Source organism: Streptomyces sp. NPDC000410 (assembly GCF_040300305.1).
In the GTDB taxonomy this organism is placed as follows: Bacteria; Actinomycetota; Actinomycetes; order Streptomycetales; family Streptomycetaceae; genus Streptomyces.
The window spans coordinates 46,706-64,203 of record NZ_JBEPDM010000028.1 but is presented as its reverse complement, the minus strand read 5'-3'; the positions used below and the strand labels follow the sequence as shown (position 1 = coordinate 64,203).

Below are 17,498 nucleotides of genomic sequence, written 5' to 3'. Positions count from 1 at the left end.
AACGACCATTGCATTGATTACTACGGTCGTTGTACTTTCCTGTCCATGACGAGCCCTCCGCACACACCGACCCCGGCCGCGCCCACCCGCACCCCCACCGCCTCCCGCCCCGGACCCGGCCCCATGGCCGTCGCGGCCGTCGTGGTGCTCGGCTCCTTCATGACGGTGCTCGACATGACCATCGTCAATGTCGCGCTCGGCCATCTGTCACGTGCCTTCGACGCGCCGCTGTCCGTCATCCAGTGGGCCGTGACCGGCTACTCGCTCGCCCTCGCGACCGTCATCCCCGTCACGGCGTGGCTGGTCGGCCGGATCGGCGGAAAGCGGCTGTTCCTCACCGCCGTCGCGCTCTTCACCGTCGGTTCGGTCCTCACCGGACTGGCCTGGGACGCCGGTTCGCTGATCGCCTTCCGCGTCCTGCAGGGCCTGGGCGGCGGCATGATCGTGCCCGTCGGCATGGCCATGGTCCTGCGCGCCACGCCCCCGGAGCGCAAGGGCCGGATGATGGGCGTCCTCGGCATCCCCGTCCTCATCGGCCCGATGGCCGGCCCGGTGCTCGGTGGGGTGTTCACCGATTCGCTGTCCTGGCGCTGGATCTTCTTCGTGAACGTCCCGGTGGGTCTGCTGGCCCTGCTGCTCGGCGCCCGCACCCTGCGCCCGGAAGGCCCTCAGCCGCGCAAGCCCCTCGATGTCCCCGGGCTGTTGATGCTCTCCCCCGGCCTCGCCGGCCTGCTCTACGGGCTCACTCTCGGCGGCGAGAGCGGCGACTTCGGCGCACCCGGCGTGTACGTCCCGGTCGCCGTCGGCGCGGCCCTGGTCGCGGTCTTCGCCGTACGGGCGCTGCGGACCACGCATCCGCTGCTCGACCCGGGGCTGCTGCGGCGGCCCGCGTTCGGCCGGGCCGTCCTCACGCTGTTCCCGTTCGCCGCCGCGTACTTCGGCTCGATGATCCTCGTACCGCTGTACTGGCAGCAGCAGCGCGGGCTGAGTGCGACCCAGGCGGGGCTGTTGATGGTCCCTCAGTTCCTGTGCAGCGGCACGGTGATGCAGATATCGAGCCGTGTCGCGGACAGGGTGGCCCCGCGTCTGATCGCCGCCCCCGGGGTGCTGGTCGCGGTCACCGGGTTCCTGGCCTTCGCGGTCCAGGCCGGAGACGACACCCCGTACTGGCGGCTCGTCGTCTCCGTCGGCCTGATGGGCGTGGGCGTGGGGATGACCAACATGCCGCTGATGGCCTCCGCCACCCGTGAACTGGAGGGCTCCGACGTCGCGGCCGGCACCACCACCCTGAGCATCATCAACCAGATCGCCGCCTCCATCGGCACCGCCGTGATGGCGCTGCTGCTGACGACCACCGGCAGCTTCCGCACGACGCTGCTGTGCGCGGCGGCGGTCATGGCGCTGGCGTTCCCGGCGGCGCTGCGGCTGTCGGCGAAGCGGCCATGACCACGGACGCGGAAGGGCGGGACACCCTCGGGGTGTCCCGCCCTTCCGTACGGGAGCGATCCGCGCACACGAACCACGCGTACGCGACCCGCGTCTGCACGAACCGCGTACGCGTGAAGAATCAGCCTTCGCTGACGCCCAGCTTCTCCAGGATCAGTTCCTTGACGCGCGCCGCGTCGGCCTGACCCCGGGTGGCCTTCATGACCGCGCCGACCAGCGCGCCCACGGCCGCCACCTTGCCGCCGCGGATCTTGTCCGCGATGGCCGCGTTGCCGGCGATGGCCTCGTCGACCGCGGTGCCCAGCGCGCCCTCGTCGGAGACGACCTTCAGGCCGCGCTTCTCGACGACGGTGTCCGGGTCGCCCTCGCCCGCGAGGACGCCCTCGATGACCTGCCGGGCCAGCTTGTCGTTCAGGTCCCCGGCGGCCACCAGCGCGGCCACGCGGGCGACCTGCTCCGGCGTGATGGCCAGCGCGTCGAGCGGGACGCCCGACTCGTTGGCGTTACGGGCGAGCTCGCCCATCCACCACTTACGGGCCGATACGGAGTCGGCGCCGGCCTCGGTCGTGGCCACGATCAGGTCGACCGCGCCCGCGTTGAGGATCGACTGCATGTCGTGCTCGGAGACGCCCCACTCCTCGCGGAGCCGGTTGCGGCGCACGCGCGGCAGCTCGGGCAGCGTGCCGCGCAGTTCCTCGACCCACTCACGGGACGGGGCGACCGGGACGAGGTCGGGCTCCGGGAAGTACCGGTAGTCCTCGGCCTCCTCCTTCACACGGCCGGACGTCGTCGAGCCGTCGTCCTCGTGGAAGTGGCGGGTCTCCTGGACGATCGTGCCGCCCGACGAGAGCACCGCGGCGTGGCGCATGATCTCGTAGCGGGCCGCCCGCTCGACCGACCGCAGCGAGTTGACGTTCTTCGTCTCGCTGCGGGTGCCGAACTTCTCGGTGCCGTTCGGGCGCAGCGACAGGTTCACGTCGCAGCGCATCTGGCCCATCTCCATGCGGGCCTCGGAGACACCGAGCGCCCGGATGAGCTCGCGCAGCTCGGCGACGTACGCCTTCGCGACCTCGGGAGCGCGCTCACCGGCACCGGCGATCGGCTTGGTGACGATCTCGATGAGCGGGATGCCGGCGCGGTTGTAGTCCAGCAGCGAGTGCTGGGCACCGTGGATTCGGCCGGTGGCGCCGCCGACGTGCGTCGACTTGCCGGTGTCCTCCTCCATGTGGGCGCGCTCGATCTCCACGCGGAAGACCTCGCCGTCCTCCAGCTGGACGTCCAGATAGCCGTTGAAGGCGATCGGCTCGTCGTACTGAGAGGTCTGGAAGTTCTTCGGCATGTCCGGATAGAAGTAGTTCTTCCGGGCGAAGCGGCACCATTCGGCGATCTCGCAGTGCAGCGCGAGGCCGATCTTGATGGCGGACTCGACGCCGACGGCGTTGACCACCGGGAGCGAGCCGGGCATGCCGAGGCAGGTCGGGCAGGTCTGCGAGTTGGGCTCGGCACCCAGCTCGGTCGAACACCCGCAGAACATCTTGGTCCTGGTGCCGAGCTCGACATGGACCTCCAGGCCCATGACGGGGTCGTACGACGCGAGGGCGTCCTCGTACGACACCAGGTCAGTGGTGACAGTCACGGTGAAACTTTCCCTCTCAGCCCATCAGGACGTCGTCGTCACCGAGGCGCTTCAGCTCCCGGTAGAGGATCGCGAGTCCGGTGACGATGGCGGCGGCGGACACGGCGGCGTCGATCAACCGGAGCGTGTCGTGCTCCAGGCGGGCCTTCTTGACCTGCTTGGCGATGCTGACCGCTCCGAACGCGGTGGTGGCCATGGACACGTACGTGCCGGTCCGGGTCTTCTTGAAGCCCTTGGCCTTTGCCAGTGTGCTCACAGTGACGGTGCCTCCTCCAGCAGCGGGTGGCCCCACTTTTGCACGAAGGCGGCCTCGACGGCGGCGCCCACCTTGTACAGGCGGTCGTCCTTCATGACGGGGGCGATGATCTGCAGACCGACCGGAAGGTTGTCCTCCGGGGCCAGACCGCAGGGCAGCGACATCGCCGCGTTGCCGGCCAGGTTGACCGGGATGGTGCACAGGTCCGCGAGGTACATCGCCAGTGGGTCGTCGGCGCGCTCGCCGATCGGGAAGGCGGTAGTCGGGGTCGTCGGCGAGACGATCACGTCGACCTGCTCGAAGGCCTTGTCGAAGTCCTGCTTGATGAGCGTGCGGACCTTCTGGGCGCTGCCGTAGTACGCGTCGTAGTAGCCGGACGACAGGGCGTACGTACCGAGGATGATGCGGCGCTTGACCTCGGGGCCGAAGCCCGCCTCACGGGTCAGCGCGGTGACCTCCTCGGCCGACTTCGTGCCGTCGTCGCCGACCCGCAGGCCGTAACGCATGGCGTCGAAGCGGGCGAGGTTGGACGAGCACTCGGACGGGGCGATCAGGTAGTACGCGGAGAGCGCGAGGTCGAAGGACGGGCAGTCCAGCTCGACGATCTCGGCGCCCAGACCGCGCAGCAGCTCGACGGACTCGTCGAAGCGCTGCACGACACCGGCCTGGTAGCCCTCGCCGCGGAACTGCTTGACGACGCCGACACGCATACCGGCGACGGAACCGTTCTTCGCGGCCTCGACGACCGGCGGGACCGGGGCGTCGATGGACGTCGAGTCGAGCGGGTCGTGCCCGGCGATGACCTCGTGGAGCAGGGCCGCGTCCAGGACCGTACGGGCGCAGGGGCCGCCCTGGTCGAGGGACGAGGAGAAGGCCACCATGCCGTAGCGGGAGACGCCGCCGTACGTCGGCTTCACGCCGACCGTGCCGGTGACGGCGGCGGGCTGGCGGATGGAACCGCCGGTGTCCGTGCCGATGGCGAGCGGGGCCTGGTAGGAGGCGAGGGCGGCGGAGGAGCCACCGCCGGAGCCGCCGGGGATCTTCGTCAGGTCCCAGGGGTTGCCGGTCGGGCCGTACGCGCTGTTCTCGGTGGAGGACCCCATGGCGAACTCGTCCATGTTGGTCTTGCCGAGGATGACGACGTCGGCGGCCTTCAGCTTCTTGGTCAGCGTCGCGTCGTACGGCGGGAGCCAGCCCTCGAGGATCTTGGACCCGACGGTGGTCGGGATGCCCTCGGTGGTGAAGATGTCCTTCAGCGCGAGTGGTACGCCGGCCAGCGGGCCGAGCTTCTCGCCCGCGGCGCGCTTGGCGTCGACGGCGCGGGCCTGGGCCAGCGCGCCCTCCCGGTCGACGTGCAGGAAGGCGTTGACCTTCTCGTCGACTGCCTCGATGCGGGCGAGGTGGGCCTCGGTGACCTCGACGGCCGTGAGCTCGCCGGCGGCGATCTTCGCGGCGATCTCCGCCGCGGTGAGCTTGATGATGCTGTCCGTCATGACTGTTTAGTCCTCCCCCAGGATCTGCGGCACCTTGAAACGCTGCTGCTCCTGTGCCGGGGCGCCGGAGAGCGCCTGGGCGGGGGTGAGCGACGGACGGACCTCGTCCGCGCGCATGACGTTCGTCAGCGGCAGCGGGTGGGAGGTCGGCGGTACGTCTTGGTCGGCGACCTCGGAGACGCGGGCGACCGCGCCGATGATGTCGTCGAGCTGTCCGGCGAAGTGCTCGAGCTCTTCGTCCTTCAGCTCCAGACGCGCCAGCCGTGCGAGGTGTGCGACCTCCTCGCGCGTGATGCCAGGCATGCAGCGATCCTCAGGGGTGAGTGTGATGGTTTTGGCCCCAATCCTATGGGCCCGGCCCCGGTGCCCGCGAAACCCTTTGCCGCGAGGCCGTCCCGGGTCAGCCGCAGGGGCGCCTCGGGCCCGGCCGACGGCCGCCCCCAGGGGGTGTCCGGCGTGGGCCCTCCAGCCTTCGTCCGGGGGTGCCCCCATGCCGGACACTCCCTAGTTCACCACCTGGCCCGACGGTGGCCGCTCCGCCTCCGCGGGCGTCGCCGCGGGCAGCTCCGCCTGGCGGTGCCAGCCCCCCTCGCCGCGGGCGCGCAGCCAGGCAGTGGTCTCCTGCGGCGGCATCGCCGCGGCGACCAGCCACCCCTGCACGGCGTCGCAGCCCAGGTCCCGCAGCCGCTCCCACGTCTCGTCGTCCTCGACCCCCTCCGCGACCACGAGCAGTCCCAGCGAGTGGGCGAGGTCGACGGTGCAGCGGACGATCTCGGCGTCCTCCGTGTCGACCGCCAGCCGGGCCACGAACGAGCGGTCGATCTTGAGCTCGCTCACCGGGAGGCGGCGCAGATGGACCAGCGACGAGTACCCCGTGCCGAAGTCGTCCAGCGACATCTTCACCCCGTGACCTGTCAGCCCGGCCAGGGTGTCCGCGGCGCGCTGCGGGTCCTCCAGCAGCACGTGCTCCGTTATCTCCAGCTGCAGCGCCCCCGCGGGCACTCCGTGCCGCGCCAGTCGTGCCGCGACGGCACCCGCGAAGCCCGGGGTGTGGACGTCACGCGGCGACACGTTGACGGCGACCGGCACCTTGAGGCCCTGGGCGCGCCATCTGGCGACCTGGGCGAGCGCGGTCTCCAGCACGTACTCCGTCAGATGGGGCATCAGGCCGGAGGACTCGGCGATGGCGATGAACTCGTCGGGCGGCACCCGGCCCCGGTCCGGGTGCACCCAGCGCACCAGCGCCTCAAGGCCCGCCACATGACCGTCGAAGCCCACCTTCGGCTGGTAGTGCAGCTCCACCTCTCCGGCGTCGAGCGCCCGGCGCAGGTCGCCCAACAGGCCCAGCCGGTCCGGCGTGTTCGAATCGCGCTTCGGCTCGTACACCTCGACGCCCGTACGGTCGCGCTTCGCCTGGTACATCGCCACATCGGCGCGTCTGAGCAGCCCTTCGGCGTCCTGGGCGTGCTCCGGGAAGACGGCGAGCCCGGCGCTCGCCTCCAGGACCAGCGTGAGCCCGTCGAGGTCGAGCGGGGAGGAGAGCTGGCCGACCAGATGGCGGGCGACACGCTGGGCGCTGGTGGCGGAGTCGGTCCTCGGGAGGAGTACGGCGAACTCGTCGCCCCCGAGCCGCGCGGCCTCCGCGCCGCGCGGGAGCGCCAGCTGCAGCCGTTCGGCTATCTGGAGGAGCAGCCGGTCGCCCGCAAGGTGGCCGAGGGTGTCGTTGACCGAACGGAAACGGTCGAGGTCGATCAGCACCAGCGCGGACCTGGACCCGGCGGCTTCGGCCTCCTCCAGCGCCGCCCAGGTGCGCTCCAGGAGCCACTGACGGTTCGGCAGACCGGTGAGCGGGTCACGCAGCTGCTCCTCCGCCCGGGCGCGGGCGATCCACAGGGTGGAGTCGAGGGCGATCAGCGGCACGGCGAAGAGCGGCAGCAGGACCGGCATGGCGGTCGCGACGACGCAGATCAGCGGGGCGATCCCGAGCAGGGCGACCGCGACGAGGCCCTGCCGCAGCAGCGCCGTACGGGCGACGGTGGGCAGTCCGCCGCCCTGCGGCGCCACCACGTACCAGAGCAGCACCCGGGTGACGGCGAGATACGACGCCGCCGCGAGCACCACCTCGGGTGCGGCGCCCAGGCCCCACTCCAGGGGCTGCCAGGGCTCCTCGACCGTCGGTGTGTCACCGAACGCGGCGAGCACCAGCGCGGCCACGCCGATGCCCAGGACGTCGGCCGAGCCGTGCAGAACTCCCTGGCGCCAGCGGTGGCGTCGGGCGGCGCCGACGAGCATGACCACGGCCAGGCTGACCAGTCCGGCGGGCACCCACCCGAACAGCAGCAGCACGGCGATCGTCAGGGCGGCACCGGATCCGGTGCCGCCCCACCATCGGTCGCGGCCGAGCGCGACCAGATGGCCCACGATGGTTCCGGTGAGCACGGCGAGCGACCAGCCCACGGTGCCGTCGGGGAACAGCGCGTGTCCCTCCCGCAGGGCACTGACGAAGCCGGTCGTCAGCACTACGGCGGCGAGTCCGACCAGCACGAAGGGCATCTTGATCGTGATCCCCGCAAAACCGGTGAAACCACGCGGCCGTGAGACCGGGGCGGCACTCTCGGTCGGTTCCATACCCGTCCCTCTCACAGCCGGCGGTGCCGATGCCACGCGATGGTTCCCTTGTCATGCCACCACGGCTGGAACCTCACCACGCAGCCATGCACGACAGGCGCACACCTCAACAGTAGGCCGCGGAAGGCTCTGACGGGCAGCGCTCTACTGCTCTTGCCCGATTGCGGCCCAGCCACCCTGATCCATCTGATATGCGCCGAACGGGTGAGCTTCGCCAGAAGTTCCACCCGAGCGCGTGTGTCATCCGTCGGTCGGCACCGCGGCCTCACGAGCAGCCTCCGGCCCCTCTTCGAGCAGCACGGCGAAGCCGTCCTCATCGAGCACCGGCACCTTCAATTGCATCGCCTTGTCGTACTTCGAACCGGGGTTGTCGCCCACCACGACGAAAGCGGTCTTCTTCGAAACGGAACCGGTCACTTTCGCGCCGAGGGCCTGGAGAGCTGCTTTTGCGCCATCCCTCGTGTGGTTCTCCAGAGTTCCGGTGACGACGACGGTGAGGCCCTCCAGGGGACGCGGACCCTCGTCCTCGCCCGCGCCCTCTTCCTCCGTCCGGACGCCGGCGGCCCGCCACTTGCGCAGGATCTCGCGGTGCCACTCCTCCTCGAACCACTGCTTGAGGGAGGCTGCGATGGTCGGCCCGACGCCCTCGACGGCCGCCAGCTCGGCCTCCGTGGCCTGCTCGATCCGGTCGAGGGAACGGAACTCGCGGGCCAGGGCCTCCGCGGCGACCGGGCCGACATGACGGATGGACAGGCCGGTGATGACGCGCGCGAGCGGGCGGTCCTTCGCCGCCGCGATGTTCTCCAGCATGGCGAGAGTGTTCTTCTTGGGCTCGCCCTGCTGGTTGGCGAAGACGGTGACGATCTTCTCCTCGCCGGTCTTCGGGTCCCGCTTGGGCAGTCCGCTGTCCTGGTCCAGGACGTACGCCTTGATGGGCAACAGCTGTTCGACGGTGAGGTCGAACAGATCGCCCTCGTCCGCCAGCGGCGGATCGGTCGGCTCCAGCGGCTTGGTCAGCGCCGCCGCCGCCACGTAGCCGAACGCCTCGATGTCCAGGCTCTTGCGCCCTGCGAGGTAGAAGAGACGTTCACGCAACTGGGCCGGGCAGCTGCGGCTGTTGGGGCAGCGGAGGTCGATGTCACCCTCCTTCATCGGCCGCAGCGCGGTCCCGCACTCGGGGCACTCGGCCGGCATCACGAACTCCTGCTCGGTGCCGTCCCGCAGGTCGACGACCGGTCCGAGAATCTCCGGGATCACGTCGCCCGCCTTGCGCAGCACGACCGTGTCACCGATGAGCACTCCCTTGGCCTTCACCACCTCCTGGTTGTGGAGCGTGGCGAACTCGACCTCGGAACCGGCCACCTTGACCGGCTCCACCTGGGCGTACGGCGTGACCCGGCCCGTACGGCCCACGCCCACCCGGATGTTGACCAGCTTGGTGTTGACCTCCTCCGGCGCGTACTTCCAGGCGATCGCCCAGCGAGGCGCGCGCGAGGTCGAGCCGAGCCGGCCCTGGAGCGGGATCTCGTCGAGCTTGACGACGACTCCGTCGATCTCGTGCTCCACGGAGTGGCGGTTCTCGCCGAAGTGGGCGATGAACTCCCGGACGCCGTCGAGGGTGCTCACCACCTTGTTGTGCCGGGCGGTGGGCAGACCCCATTCGCGCAGCAGCTCGTACGCCTCCGAGAGACGGCTGATCTCCAGTCCGTCCCGCGCTCCGATGCCGTGCACCACCATGTGCAGCGGGAGGGTCGCGGTGACCTTGGGGTCCTTCTGCCGCAGCGAACCCGACGCGGAGTTGCGCGGGTTGGCGTACGGCTGCTCGCCCGCGGCCACCCGCCGGGCGTTGAGCCCCTCGAACGCCTCCATCGGGAAGTAGACCTCACCGCGGATCTCCACGAGGTCCGGGACGCGGTCGCCCTCGAGCCGCTCGGGGATGTCCTTGATCGTCCGTACGTTCGGCGTGATGTCCTCGCCGGTACGGCCGTCTCCACGGGTCGCGGCGCGGGTGAGCCGGCCCTTCTCGTACGTCAGACTGACCGCGAGGCCGTCGACCTTCAGCTCGCACAGGAAGTGGTACGAGGAGGTGCCGACCTCCTTGGCGACGCGCTCCGCCCAGGCCGCCAGCTCCGTGTCATCGAAGGCGTTGTCCAGCGAGAGCATGCGCTCGCGGTGCTCGACCGCCGTGAACTCCGTCGCGTACGCCCCCGCGACCTTCTGGGTCGGCGAGTCGGGCGTGCGCAGCTCCGGATACTCCTCCTCCAGCGCCTCCAGCGACCGCAGCAGCTTGTCGAACTCCACGTCGCTGATGACCGGCTGGTCCTTCACGTAGTACCGGAAGCGGTGCTCCTCGATCTGCTCGGCCAGCTGGGCGTGGGCCTCCCGTGCCTCCGCGGGCACCGCCGCGTGCTGTTCGACAGCCACCTTCGTCCTCCGTTACTCAGGGTTGTCCGCGAGCGATCTCGCCGCTCTGACGCAGTGCGCGAGCGCCGCGCGGGCATACGCGGGCGAAGCACCCGCCAGACCGCACGTCGGGGTGATCACCACGGACTCGGCGAGAGTCCCCGGATTCAGCCCCAGCCTGCGCCACAGCGTCCTGACACCCATGACGCTACCGGCAGGGTCCGACAATGGGCCGTCGGTGGAGGCCACGACTCCCGCGAACAGCTTCGTGCCGCCTTCCACCGCCTCGCCGATCGCCTCTTCATCACGCTCGGTGAGCAGACCGAAATCGAACGAGACGCCTTCGGCCCCGGCCCGGCGCAGCAGCGCGAACGGCACGTCCGGCGCGCAGGAGTGGACGGTCACCGGCCCGTCGGCGGCGGCCATCACGTCCCGCAGCGCGCTCTCGACGACCTGCCGGTCCACCGCCCGGTGCGTCCGGTACCCGCTGGCCGTGTGGACCTGGCCGCGCAGGACCGCCGTGAGGGAGGGCTCGTCGAGCTGCACCAGCACCTGGGCGCCCGGCACCCGGCGGCGTACGTCCGCGAGATGCGTGCGCAGCCCCTCGGCGAGCGAGCCCGCGAGGTCCCGGCAGGCGCCGGGGTCGCCCAGGGCCGCCTCGCCGTTCCTGAGCTCCAGGGCGGCGGCGAGGGTCCAGGGCCCGACGGCCTGGATCTTCAGCGGCCCCTCGTACCCCTGGGTGAACTCCTCCAGCGCGTCGAGGTCCTCCCCCAGCCAGGACCTGGCCCGCCGGGTGTCGCGCCCCGGCCGGTCGCTGACGCGCCAGCCGCTGGGCTCCACGTGCGCGTACATCTCGACCAGCAGCCCGATGGTCCGCCCGATCATGTCGGCGCCGGGGCCCCGGGCCGGCAGCTCCGGCAGATACGGGAAGTCCTCGAAGGATCCCGTGACGGTCTTGGCGGCCTCGCGCGCGTCGCCGCCGGGCATGGATCCGACCCCGGTCGCGGGGCCCCACAGGATGTCGCTCATCGCCCCGGCCGCACCGTCAGATCATTGATCTCGGCGTCACGCGGCAGATCGAGCGCGGTGAGGATCGTCGTCGCGACCGACTCCGGGTCGATCCACCTCGACGCGTCGTACTCCTTGCCCTCCTGCTGGTGCACCTTCGCCTGCATGGGGCTTGCCGTGCGCCCCGGGTAGACGGAGGTGACCCGGACGCCGTTCGGCTTCTCCTCGTGGCGCAGCGAGTCGGCGAGGGCCTTGAGCCCGTGCTTGGAGGCGGCGTACGCACCCCACTCGGCATGGGCGTTGAGACCAGCCCCCGAGTTCACGAAGATCACCGTGCCCTGGGAGACCCGCAATTGGGGCAGCATCAGCCGGGTCAGCTCGGCCGGCGCCACCAGGTTCACATTGAGCTGGGCGTGCCAGGTCTTCGGCGTCAGCTCGCCGATCGGGCCCAGGTCGACGATGCCCGCGATGTGCAGCAGCGAGTCGAGCCGCTCGGGCATCGCCTGATGGGCGAAGGCCCAGGAGAGCCGATCGGGCACGGCGAGGTCGCCGACGAGCGTGCGGGAGCCCGGATAGGCCGCGGCGAGCTCCTTGGCGCGGCCGGCGTCGCGGGCGAGCAGCACGAGCTCGTCGCCCCGCTCGTGCAGCCGGCGCGCGACGGCCGCGCCGATGCCGGAGCCCGCTCCGGTGATCAGGTGGGTAGCCATGCCTGCAATATTCGCACTACGGCGTGCCGGGACCCGAGGCGGCAGCCGATGTCGCGGCTTCCAGGTAGGCGAGCGCGGCGACGCCGTCCTCGGCGAAGAACACCAGGTCGGTCAGGGGTATCGGCAGGAAGCCCTCGTCCTCCATGCGCCGGAACTGCTGCTTCAGCCCGTCGTAGAACCCCGCCGTGTTGAGCAGCACCACCGGCTTGGTGTGGTGGCCGTGCTTCTTCAGCTCCAGGATCTCGGCGGCCTCGTCGAGCGTGCCCATGCCCCCGACCATGATCACGATCGCGTCCGACTTCTCCAGCAGCAGCGCCTTGCGCTCGGCGAGGTCGCGCGCGATCACCAGCTCGTCGGCGCCGGGCCTGGCCTTGTGCGCCAGGAACTCCACCGAGACACCTATCAGACGTCCACCCGCCTCCTGCGCGCCGTCGGCGACGACCTTCATCAGACCGACGTCCGACCCGCCCCACACCAGGGCGTGGCCGCCCTTGCCCAGCAGCTCGGCGAATTCACGGGCCGGGCGGGTGTAGCGCTCGTCGAGGTCGGCGGCGGAGAGGAAGACACAGATGTTCATGCGCCCACGCTACGGGCCGCCACTGACAACCGGCCCCGCGGTACGGGCCACCATCGACGACCGGCCCCACGGTACGGCCACCACTGACAACCGGCCCACGGTACGGACCACCGTCGACGACCGGCCCCCCGGCCGACCGCCCCGCCGCCGACCGGGGTTCCCGGCGGGCCCCAGGTCCTGGCCGGGCGCCCCGCAGCCGCCCCGCCCAAGATTTCTCCCGAAATCCCGTCCACCACCGATGAGTTCACGACGCACCCCCGGTCTCCCGTACATGGACAACCTGAGCGGCACGCTGAGCAGGACCCGGGGAACGGCGGTTTCGGCGGACGGCACCGTCATCGCGTACGAGCGCCAGGGGGACGGGCCGCCCGTCATCCTGGTGGGCGGCGCGCTCTGTACGGCCGCGAACGAGGCCCCGCTCGCCACGCTGCTCGCGCACCGGTTCGCGGTGCTGACCTACGACCGCCGGGGTCGCGGCGCCAGCGGTGACACCGCGCCCTACGCCGTGGAACGGGAGATCGAGGACCTCGCCGCCCTCATCGAGGCAGCGGGCGGCAGCGCGTCCGTCCACGGCATGTCCTCGGGCGGGGCGCTCGTCCTGAAGGCGGCGGCGGACGGGCTTCCGATACCTCAACTGTCCGTGTACGAGCCGCCGTTCCTGACCGACCGGGCCGGCCGGAGCGCGAACGCCGCCCACCGGGCGCGCCTGGACGGTCTCATCGCCGATGACCGCCGCGCGGAGGCCCTGGAGCTGTTCCTGGCCGACGCCATGCCGCCCGCGACACTCGCCCAGCTGCGGCACTCCCCCCTCTGGGGCGAGCTGGAGTCCCTCGCCCACACACTGGCGTACGACCATGCCGTGCTGGGCGACGCCCGGGTACCGACGAAGCGCCTTCGTCGGATCAGCGCGCGGGTGATGGTCGTCGACGGCGGGGCCAGCCCCCGTTGGCAGCGGGACACGGTCCGCGCGATCTCCGAGGCCCTGCCACGGGGCCGCCACCGCACCCTGACGGGCCAGACCCACGACGTGGCCCCGCATGTGCTGGCGCCGGTCCTGGAGGACTACTTCGCGGCGTGAGCGCCCCGCTGCCCCACGAACCACGGCCAGAGAGGCCAGAAAAGCCGGAAAAGCCGGGGAGGCCAGGGAAGCCGGGGCAACGTGTCAGACGTCCGCGGTCACGCGCCGCGTCGTGGTCGCGATCGTCGCCGAGCCGACCACGCGCGTGCCGTCGTACAGCACGATCGCCTGCCCGGGAGCCACACCGCGCACCGGCTCCGTGAAGGTCACGCGCAGCTCCGAGCCGTCGATCAGTTCGGCCGAGACGGTCGTCTCGCCGCCGTGGGCGCGCAGCTGGGCCGTGTACGTACCCGGACCGGAGGGTGCCGTTCCGCACCAGCGGGGCTTGATGGCGGTGAGGGCGGTGACGTCGAGGGCCTCGACCGGGCCCACCGTCACCGTGTTGTTGACGGGCGAGATGTCCAGGACGTAGCGCGGCTTGCCGTCCGGGGCGGGGTGACCGATGCGCAAGCCCTTGCGCTGGCCGATGGTGAAGCCGAACGCGCCGTCGTGGCTGCCCAGCTTCGCGCCGGACTCGTCGACGATGTCGCCCTCCGCCTTGCCCAGCCGGGAGGCCAGGAAGCCCTGGGTGTCCCCGTCGGCGATGAAGCAGATGTCGTGGCTGTCGGGCTTCTTCGCGACGGCGAGACCGCGCCGCTCCGCCTCCGCGCGGATCTCGTCCTTGGTGGTGAGGGTGTCGCCGAGCGGGAACATCGCGTGGGCGAGCTGCTTCTCGTCCAGGACCCCGAGGACGTACGACTGGTCCTTGGCCATGTCCGAGGCGCGGTGCAGCTCGCGGGTGCCGTCCTCGCCGACGACCACCGTCGCGTAGTGGCCCGTGCACACCGCGTCGAAGCCCAGCGCCAGCGCCTTGTCCAGCAGCGCCGCGAATTTGATCTTCTCGTTGCAGCGCAGGCACGGGTTCGGGGTACGCCCGGCCTCGTACTCCGCGATGAAGTCCTCGACGACGTCCTCACGGAAGCGCTCGGCGAGGTCCCAGACGTAGAAGGGGATGCCGATGACGTCGGCGGCGCGGCGGGCGTCGCGCGAGTCCTCGATGGTGCAGCAGCCGCGCGCGCCGGTGCGGAAGGACTGCGGGTTCGCCGAGAGCGCCAGGTGCACCCCGGTGACATCGTGCCCGGCTTCGGCGGCGCGGGCGGCGGCGACGGCGGAGTCGACACCGCCGGACATGGCGGCGAGGACACGGAGAGGGCGCTGGGGAGTCTGAGTCATAGCTCTACCAGGGTACGGGGCGGCGGGAACCGAAGGCTCGTGAGTAAACGTTCTGAGGGGCATGGGGCGTGAGGGCGGTAAACATGGTGGCGGCAGACAAGGGCGGAGCGGCCTCGGCCGGCGGGGTGTGCTGATCGGGGCCGGGGCGTTGATCGTCGGCGGTGGCGTGGCGGCCCGCGACGAGCTTCGGCGTGCCTGGTGGCGGCTGCCGGGTACAGAGAAGAAGCGCGTGGAGGGTGAGCTGGACCACGTGGGCGCGGAGTGGACGGCGGCCTCCCGCGCGAACTGGCGGCGTGCGGACCGGCCCGACGACTTCACCATCGACCGGGTCGTGATCCATGTCGTCCAGGGCAGCTACCCGACGGCCCTGAAGGTCTTCAAAGACCCGGGGCACGGCGCGGCCACGCACTACGTCGTACGCAAGGACGGGCACGTCGCCCAGATGATCCGTGAGCTCGACGTCGCCTTCCACGCCGGCAGCCGGGACATGAACGAGCGGAGCATCGGCATCGAGCACGAGGGGTTCGTGGACCGGCCCGAGGGCTTCACCGACGCGATGTACGCGGCGTCGGCCCGGCTGACGGCCGGGATATGCGAGCGGTACGGGCTCCCGGTGGACCGGGAGCACATCATCGGCCACGTCGAGGTGCCGGGGACCGACCACACCGACCCCGGCCCGCACTGGGACTGGGACCGGTACATACCGCTGGTGCGCGAGGCCGCGGCCGCCCCCGCGCCGAAGACGACGCGGGCTAGCTGAGTCCTGCGGTACGGGCCCGCTCGACCGCCGGGCCGATGGCCTTCGCGACGGCCTCGACGTCCGCCTCGGTGGAGGTGTGGCCGAGGCTGAAGCGGAGCGTGCCGCGCGCCAGGTCCGGGTCGGCTCCGGTCGCCAGCAGCACATGGCTGGGCTGAGCGATGCCTGCCGTGCACGCCGAACCGGTGGAGCACGCGATGCCCTGGGCGTCGAGCAGCAGCAGGAGGGAGTCGCCTTCGCAGCCGGGGAAGCTGAAGTGGGCGTTGGCCGGGAGCCGGTCCTTGGGGTCGCCTCCGAGGATCGCGTCGGGTACGGCCGTACGTACCGCATCGACCAGGCGGTCCCGCAGGCCGCCGATCTCGCGGGCGAAGTCGGTCCGCCGCTCGGTGGCGAGCCGACCGGCCACGGCGAAGGACGCGACGGCGGGCACGTCGAGGGTTCCGGAGCGTACGTGCCGCTCCTGGCCGCCGCCGTGCAGGACGGGCACCGGGCTGTACTCGCGGCCTAGGAGCAGCGCGCCGATGCCGTAGGGGCCGCCGATCTTGTGGCTGCTCACCGTCATCGCGGCGAGGCCGGAGGCGGCGAAGCCGACATCGAGCTGCCCGAAGGCCTGGACCGCGTCGGAGTGCAGCGGGACGCCGAACTCGGCGGCGGTCTCGGCCAGTTCCCGGACCGGCATGACGGTGCCGATCTCGTTGTTGGCCCACATCACGGTGGCGAACGCCACGTCGTCGGGGTCGCGCGCGATCGCCTCGCGCAGGGTCTCGGGGTCCACGCGCCCGTACGCGTCGACCGGCAGGTACTCGACGTTCGCGCCCTCGTGCTCACCGAGCCAGTGCACGGCGTCGAGGACGGCGTGGTGTTCGACGGGGCTGGCGAGAACGCGCGTGCGGCGCGGGTCGGCGTCCCGGCGCGCCCAATAGAGGCCCTTCACGGCGAGGTTGTCGGCCTCGGTGCCACCGGAGGTGAGCACGACCTCGCTGGGACGCGCGCCGAGCGCCTCGGCGAGGGTCTCGCGGGCCTCCTCGACGGTACGGCGGGCCCGGCGGCCCGCGGCGTGCAACGAGGAGGCGTTGCCGGTGACGGCGAGCTGGGCGGTCATCGCCTCGATCGCCTCCGGCAGCATCGGAGTGGTCGCGGCGTGGTCGAGGTAAGCCATGGTGCCCACGATTCTACGAGCCGGGGGGTGGGGGCTCTGGCCGCCGGGGCGGGTGGCGGGCTTCTCTCCCCGCCCCGCCCCTTCTCTCGTTCACGGGGGCTCCGCCCCCGAACCCCCGCGCCTCAAACGCCGGCGGGGCTGGATTCCGGGGCTCCGCCCCGGACCCCGCGCCGCAAACTCCCCCCTACTCCCCCTATGCCCAGCGGGCATGGGGGCCCAGCGAGACTGGAGCGCAGGCCCTAGCCGTGGCCCAGCGGCACCTTCGCCAGTTGGCGGGACTGGGCGACCAGGCGGTCCGCGCTGTCCCAGACCTCGGCGTCCTCCTCCAGGAAGCCGCCCGCGAGGTTGCGGGTGGTGATGGAGACGCGCAGCGGGCCCGGGGCGGGGCGGCAGCGGATGTGGGTGGTGAGTTCGACGGTCGGGGTCCAGCCCTTGAGGCCCAGCTCGAACGCGGTCGGCGGCATCGCGTCCACCGTGAGCAGCAGGGAGAGCGCGTCGGCGTCACGGCCGTCGGCGAGGCCGAACCAGCCGCGCATCTCGCCCTTGCCGGACGGCGCGCCGACCGCCCAGCCGACGGTTGCCGGGTCGAGCCTGATCTCCAGCCGCTCCAGCAGCGAGGAGTCGCCCGGGATGGGCGCGGGGCCGTCGTTCGGGCCCAGGCAGTGCTCGTACGCCGGAATGGCGGGCGGGCGGACGCTCGTACGGACGTCGTCGGGCAGTGCGCCCAGGTCGCCGTAGGTGGCGAGGACCCGGATGCGCTCGACCTCGGTGCCGTCGTCGGCGTACTGGAAGAGGGAGGCCTGTCCGGTCGAGAGGGTGCGTCCGGTGCGGATGATCTCGGTACGGATCACCGCGGGGCCGGGCGTGGACGGGCTGAGGTAGTGCCCCGAGATGGTGAAGGGGTCGGGGTGCGGAAGCGCGTCCCCGAGGGCGCGGCCGAGCAGCGCCAGCAGGTATCCGCCGTTGACGGCGCTGATGATCGTCCAGCCGGCCGAGAGCTCCGTGTCGTAGACGCCGGGTACGCCGGGGGCGCGGAGGGCGACTGCGGTGTCGCGGTCGAATTCGCTGTCGCCGATGAGGGCCTGTGCCACCTGTGACATAGCTGAACCGTACAGCAGGCAACTACTAAGCGGTAGCT

15 protein-coding genes are annotated in these 17,498 nt (G+C 71.4%); 3 read left to right on the top strand and 12 right to left on the bottom strand.

The features are described from left to right. The first annotated feature begins 45 nt into the window (after window positions 1-45). Window positions 46-1,446 (top strand): DHA2 family efflux MFS transporter permease subunit, encoded by a 1,401-nt coding sequence (locus tag ABT342_RS24780; protein WP_351577869.1) that lies wholly within the window; start codon window positions 46-48, stop codon window positions 1,444-1,446. Window positions 1,447-1,567: 121 nt separating this feature from the next. Here the strand turns inward: ABT342_RS24780 and gatB are convergent, their stop codons facing one another. The 9 genes from gatB to ABT342_RS24735 all read right to left on the bottom strand — a co-directional run bounded on the left by gatB (window position 1,568) and on the right by ABT342_RS24735 (window position 12,154). Next, on the bottom strand, window positions 1,568-3,082 hold the full coding sequence (gatB, locus tag ABT342_RS24775; RefSeq protein WP_351577866.1) for an Asp-tRNA(Asn)/Glu-tRNA(Gln) amidotransferase subunit GatB: 1,515 nt from the start codon (window positions 3,080-3,082) through the stop codon (window positions 1,568-1,570). A gap of 16 nt (window positions 3,083-3,098) precedes the next feature. Further along, window positions 3,099-3,338: a hypothetical protein gene (locus ABT342_RS24770; protein WP_351577863.1), complete on the bottom strand. Its 240-nt coding sequence runs from the start codon at window positions 3,336-3,338 to the stop codon at window positions 3,099-3,101. Continuing rightward, window positions 3,335-4,831: an Asp-tRNA(Asn)/Glu-tRNA(Gln) amidotransferase subunit GatA gene (gene gatA / locus ABT342_RS24765; protein ID WP_351577860.1), complete on the bottom strand. Its 1,497-nt coding sequence runs from the start codon at window positions 4,829-4,831 to the stop codon at window positions 3,335-3,337. The genes ABT342_RS24770 and gatA overlap by 4 nt, the downstream gene beginning before the upstream one ends. Window positions 4,832-4,837: 6 nt before the next feature. Beyond that, window positions 4,838-5,134 carry an Asp-tRNA(Asn)/Glu-tRNA(Gln) amidotransferase subunit GatC gene (gatC, locus tag ABT342_RS24760; protein WP_351577857.1) on the bottom strand — a complete coding sequence of 99 codons (297 nt, stop codon included), beginning with the start codon at window positions 5,132-5,134 and terminating at the stop codon, window positions 4,838-4,840. 201 nt (window positions 5,135-5,335) lie between these two features. Then, the gene (locus tag ABT342_RS24755; protein ID WP_351577855.1) at window positions 5,336-7,459 is read right to left on the bottom strand and encodes a putative bifunctional diguanylate cyclase/phosphodiesterase; all 2,124 of its coding nucleotides are present in this window, start codon (window positions 7,457-7,459) and stop codon (window positions 5,336-5,338) included. Window positions 7,460-7,699: 240 nt separating this feature from the next. Next, window positions 7,700-9,883 carry an NAD-dependent DNA ligase LigA gene (gene ligA / locus ABT342_RS24750; RefSeq protein ID WP_351577853.1) on the bottom strand — a complete coding sequence of 728 codons (2,184 nt, stop codon included), beginning with the start codon at window positions 9,881-9,883 and terminating at the stop codon, window positions 7,700-7,702. Window positions 9,884-9,895: 12 nt separating this feature from the next. Then, window positions 9,896-10,891, bottom strand: coding sequence for a methionine synthase (locus ABT342_RS24745; protein WP_351577851.1), 996 nt, complete (start codon window positions 10,889-10,891; stop codon window positions 9,896-9,898). Further along, a complete protein-coding gene (locus ABT342_RS24740; protein WP_351577849.1) occupies window positions 10,888-11,577 on the bottom strand; it encodes an SDR family oxidoreductase in 690 nt (229 codons plus the stop codon). The genes ABT342_RS24745 and ABT342_RS24740 overlap by 4 nt, the downstream gene beginning before the upstream one ends. A gap of 16 nt (window positions 11,578-11,593) precedes the next feature. Then, window positions 11,594-12,154, bottom strand: coding sequence for an LOG family protein (locus tag ABT342_RS24735; RefSeq protein WP_351577847.1), 561 nt, complete (start codon window positions 12,152-12,154; stop codon window positions 11,594-11,596). 271 nt (window positions 12,155-12,425) lie between these two features. Here ABT342_RS24735 and ABT342_RS24730 point away from each other — a divergent pair, with 271 nt between their 5' ends. Next, on the top strand, window positions 12,426-13,232 hold the full coding sequence (locus tag ABT342_RS24730; protein WP_351577845.1) for an alpha/beta fold hydrolase: 807 nt from the start codon (window positions 12,426-12,428) through the stop codon (window positions 13,230-13,232). A gap of 84 nt (window positions 13,233-13,316) precedes the next feature. On the opposite strand, the gene mnmA is transcribed toward ABT342_RS24730, so the two are convergent. Further along, window positions 13,317-14,444, bottom strand: coding sequence for a tRNA 2-thiouridine(34) synthase MnmA (gene mnmA / locus ABT342_RS24725; protein ID WP_351577843.1), 1,128 nt, complete (start codon window positions 14,442-14,444; stop codon window positions 13,317-13,319). Between the two features lie 61 nt (window positions 14,445-14,505). Between mnmA and ABT342_RS24720 the strand changes: the two genes are divergently transcribed. After that, a complete protein-coding gene (locus tag ABT342_RS24720) occupies window positions 14,506-15,204 on the top strand; it encodes an N-acetylmuramoyl-L-alanine amidase (RefSeq protein ID WP_351577841.1) in 699 nt (232 codons plus the stop codon). Here ABT342_RS24720 and ABT342_RS24715 read toward each other — a convergent pair. Beyond that, window positions 15,197-16,360 carry a cysteine desulfurase family protein gene (locus ABT342_RS24715; RefSeq protein ID WP_351577837.1) on the bottom strand — a complete coding sequence of 388 codons (1,164 nt, stop codon included), beginning with the start codon at window positions 16,358-16,360 and terminating at the stop codon, window positions 15,197-15,199. The two genes, ABT342_RS24720 and ABT342_RS24715, sit on opposite strands and share 8 nt — an antisense overlap. 239 nt (window positions 16,361-16,599) lie before the next feature. Then, window positions 16,600-17,460 carry a thioesterase family protein gene (locus tag ABT342_RS24710; protein WP_351577835.1) on the bottom strand — a complete coding sequence of 287 codons (861 nt, stop codon included), beginning with the start codon at window positions 17,458-17,460 and terminating at the stop codon, window positions 16,600-16,602. Window positions 17,461-17,498: the final 38 nt, after the last annotated feature.

What these genes read in the sequence shown, in the direction of transcription:
- ABT342_RS24710 (WP_351577835.1), bottom strand. Translation starts at nt 17,460, where the DNA reads ATGTCACAGGTGGCACAGGCCCTCATCGGCGACAGCGAATTCGACCGC.
- ABT342_RS24715 (WP_351577837.1), bottom strand. Translation starts at nt 16,360, where the DNA reads ATGGCTTACCTCGACCACGCCGCGACCACTCCGATGCTGCCGGAGGCG.
- ABT342_RS24780 (WP_351577869.1), top strand. Translation starts at nt 46, where the DNA reads ATGACGAGCCCTCCGCACACACCGACCCCGGCCGCGCCCACCCGCACC.
- ABT342_RS24745 (WP_351577851.1), bottom strand. Translation starts at nt 10,891, where the DNA reads ATGAGCGACATCCTGTGGGGCCCCGCGACCGGGGTCGGATCCATGCCC.
- gatC (WP_351577857.1), bottom strand. Translation starts at nt 5,134, where the DNA reads ATGCCTGGCATCACGCGCGAGGAGGTCGCACACCTCGCACGGCTGGCG.
- mnmA (WP_351577843.1), bottom strand. Translation starts at nt 14,444, where the DNA reads ATGACTCAGACTCCCCAGCGCCCTCTCCGTGTCCTCGCCGCCATGTCC.
- gatA (WP_351577860.1), bottom strand. Translation starts at nt 4,831, where the DNA reads ATGACGGACAGCATCATCAAGCTCACCGCGGCGGAGATCGCCGCGAAG.
- ABT342_RS24740 (WP_351577849.1), bottom strand. Translation starts at nt 11,577, where the DNA reads ATGGCTACCCACCTGATCACCGGAGCGGGCTCCGGCATCGGCGCGGCC.
- ABT342_RS24755 (WP_351577855.1), bottom strand. Translation starts at nt 7,459, where the DNA reads ATGGAACCGACCGAGAGTGCCGCCCCGGTCTCACGGCCGCGTGGTTTC.
- ABT342_RS24720 (WP_351577841.1), top strand. Translation starts at nt 14,506, where the DNA reads ATGGGGCGTGAGGGCGGTAAACATGGTGGCGGCAGACAAGGGCGGAGC.
- ABT342_RS24735 (WP_351577847.1), bottom strand. Translation starts at nt 12,154, where the DNA reads ATGAACATCTGTGTCTTCCTCTCCGCCGCCGACCTCGACGAGCGCTAC.
- ABT342_RS24730 (WP_351577845.1), top strand. Translation starts at nt 12,426, where the DNA reads ATGGACAACCTGAGCGGCACGCTGAGCAGGACCCGGGGAACGGCGGTT.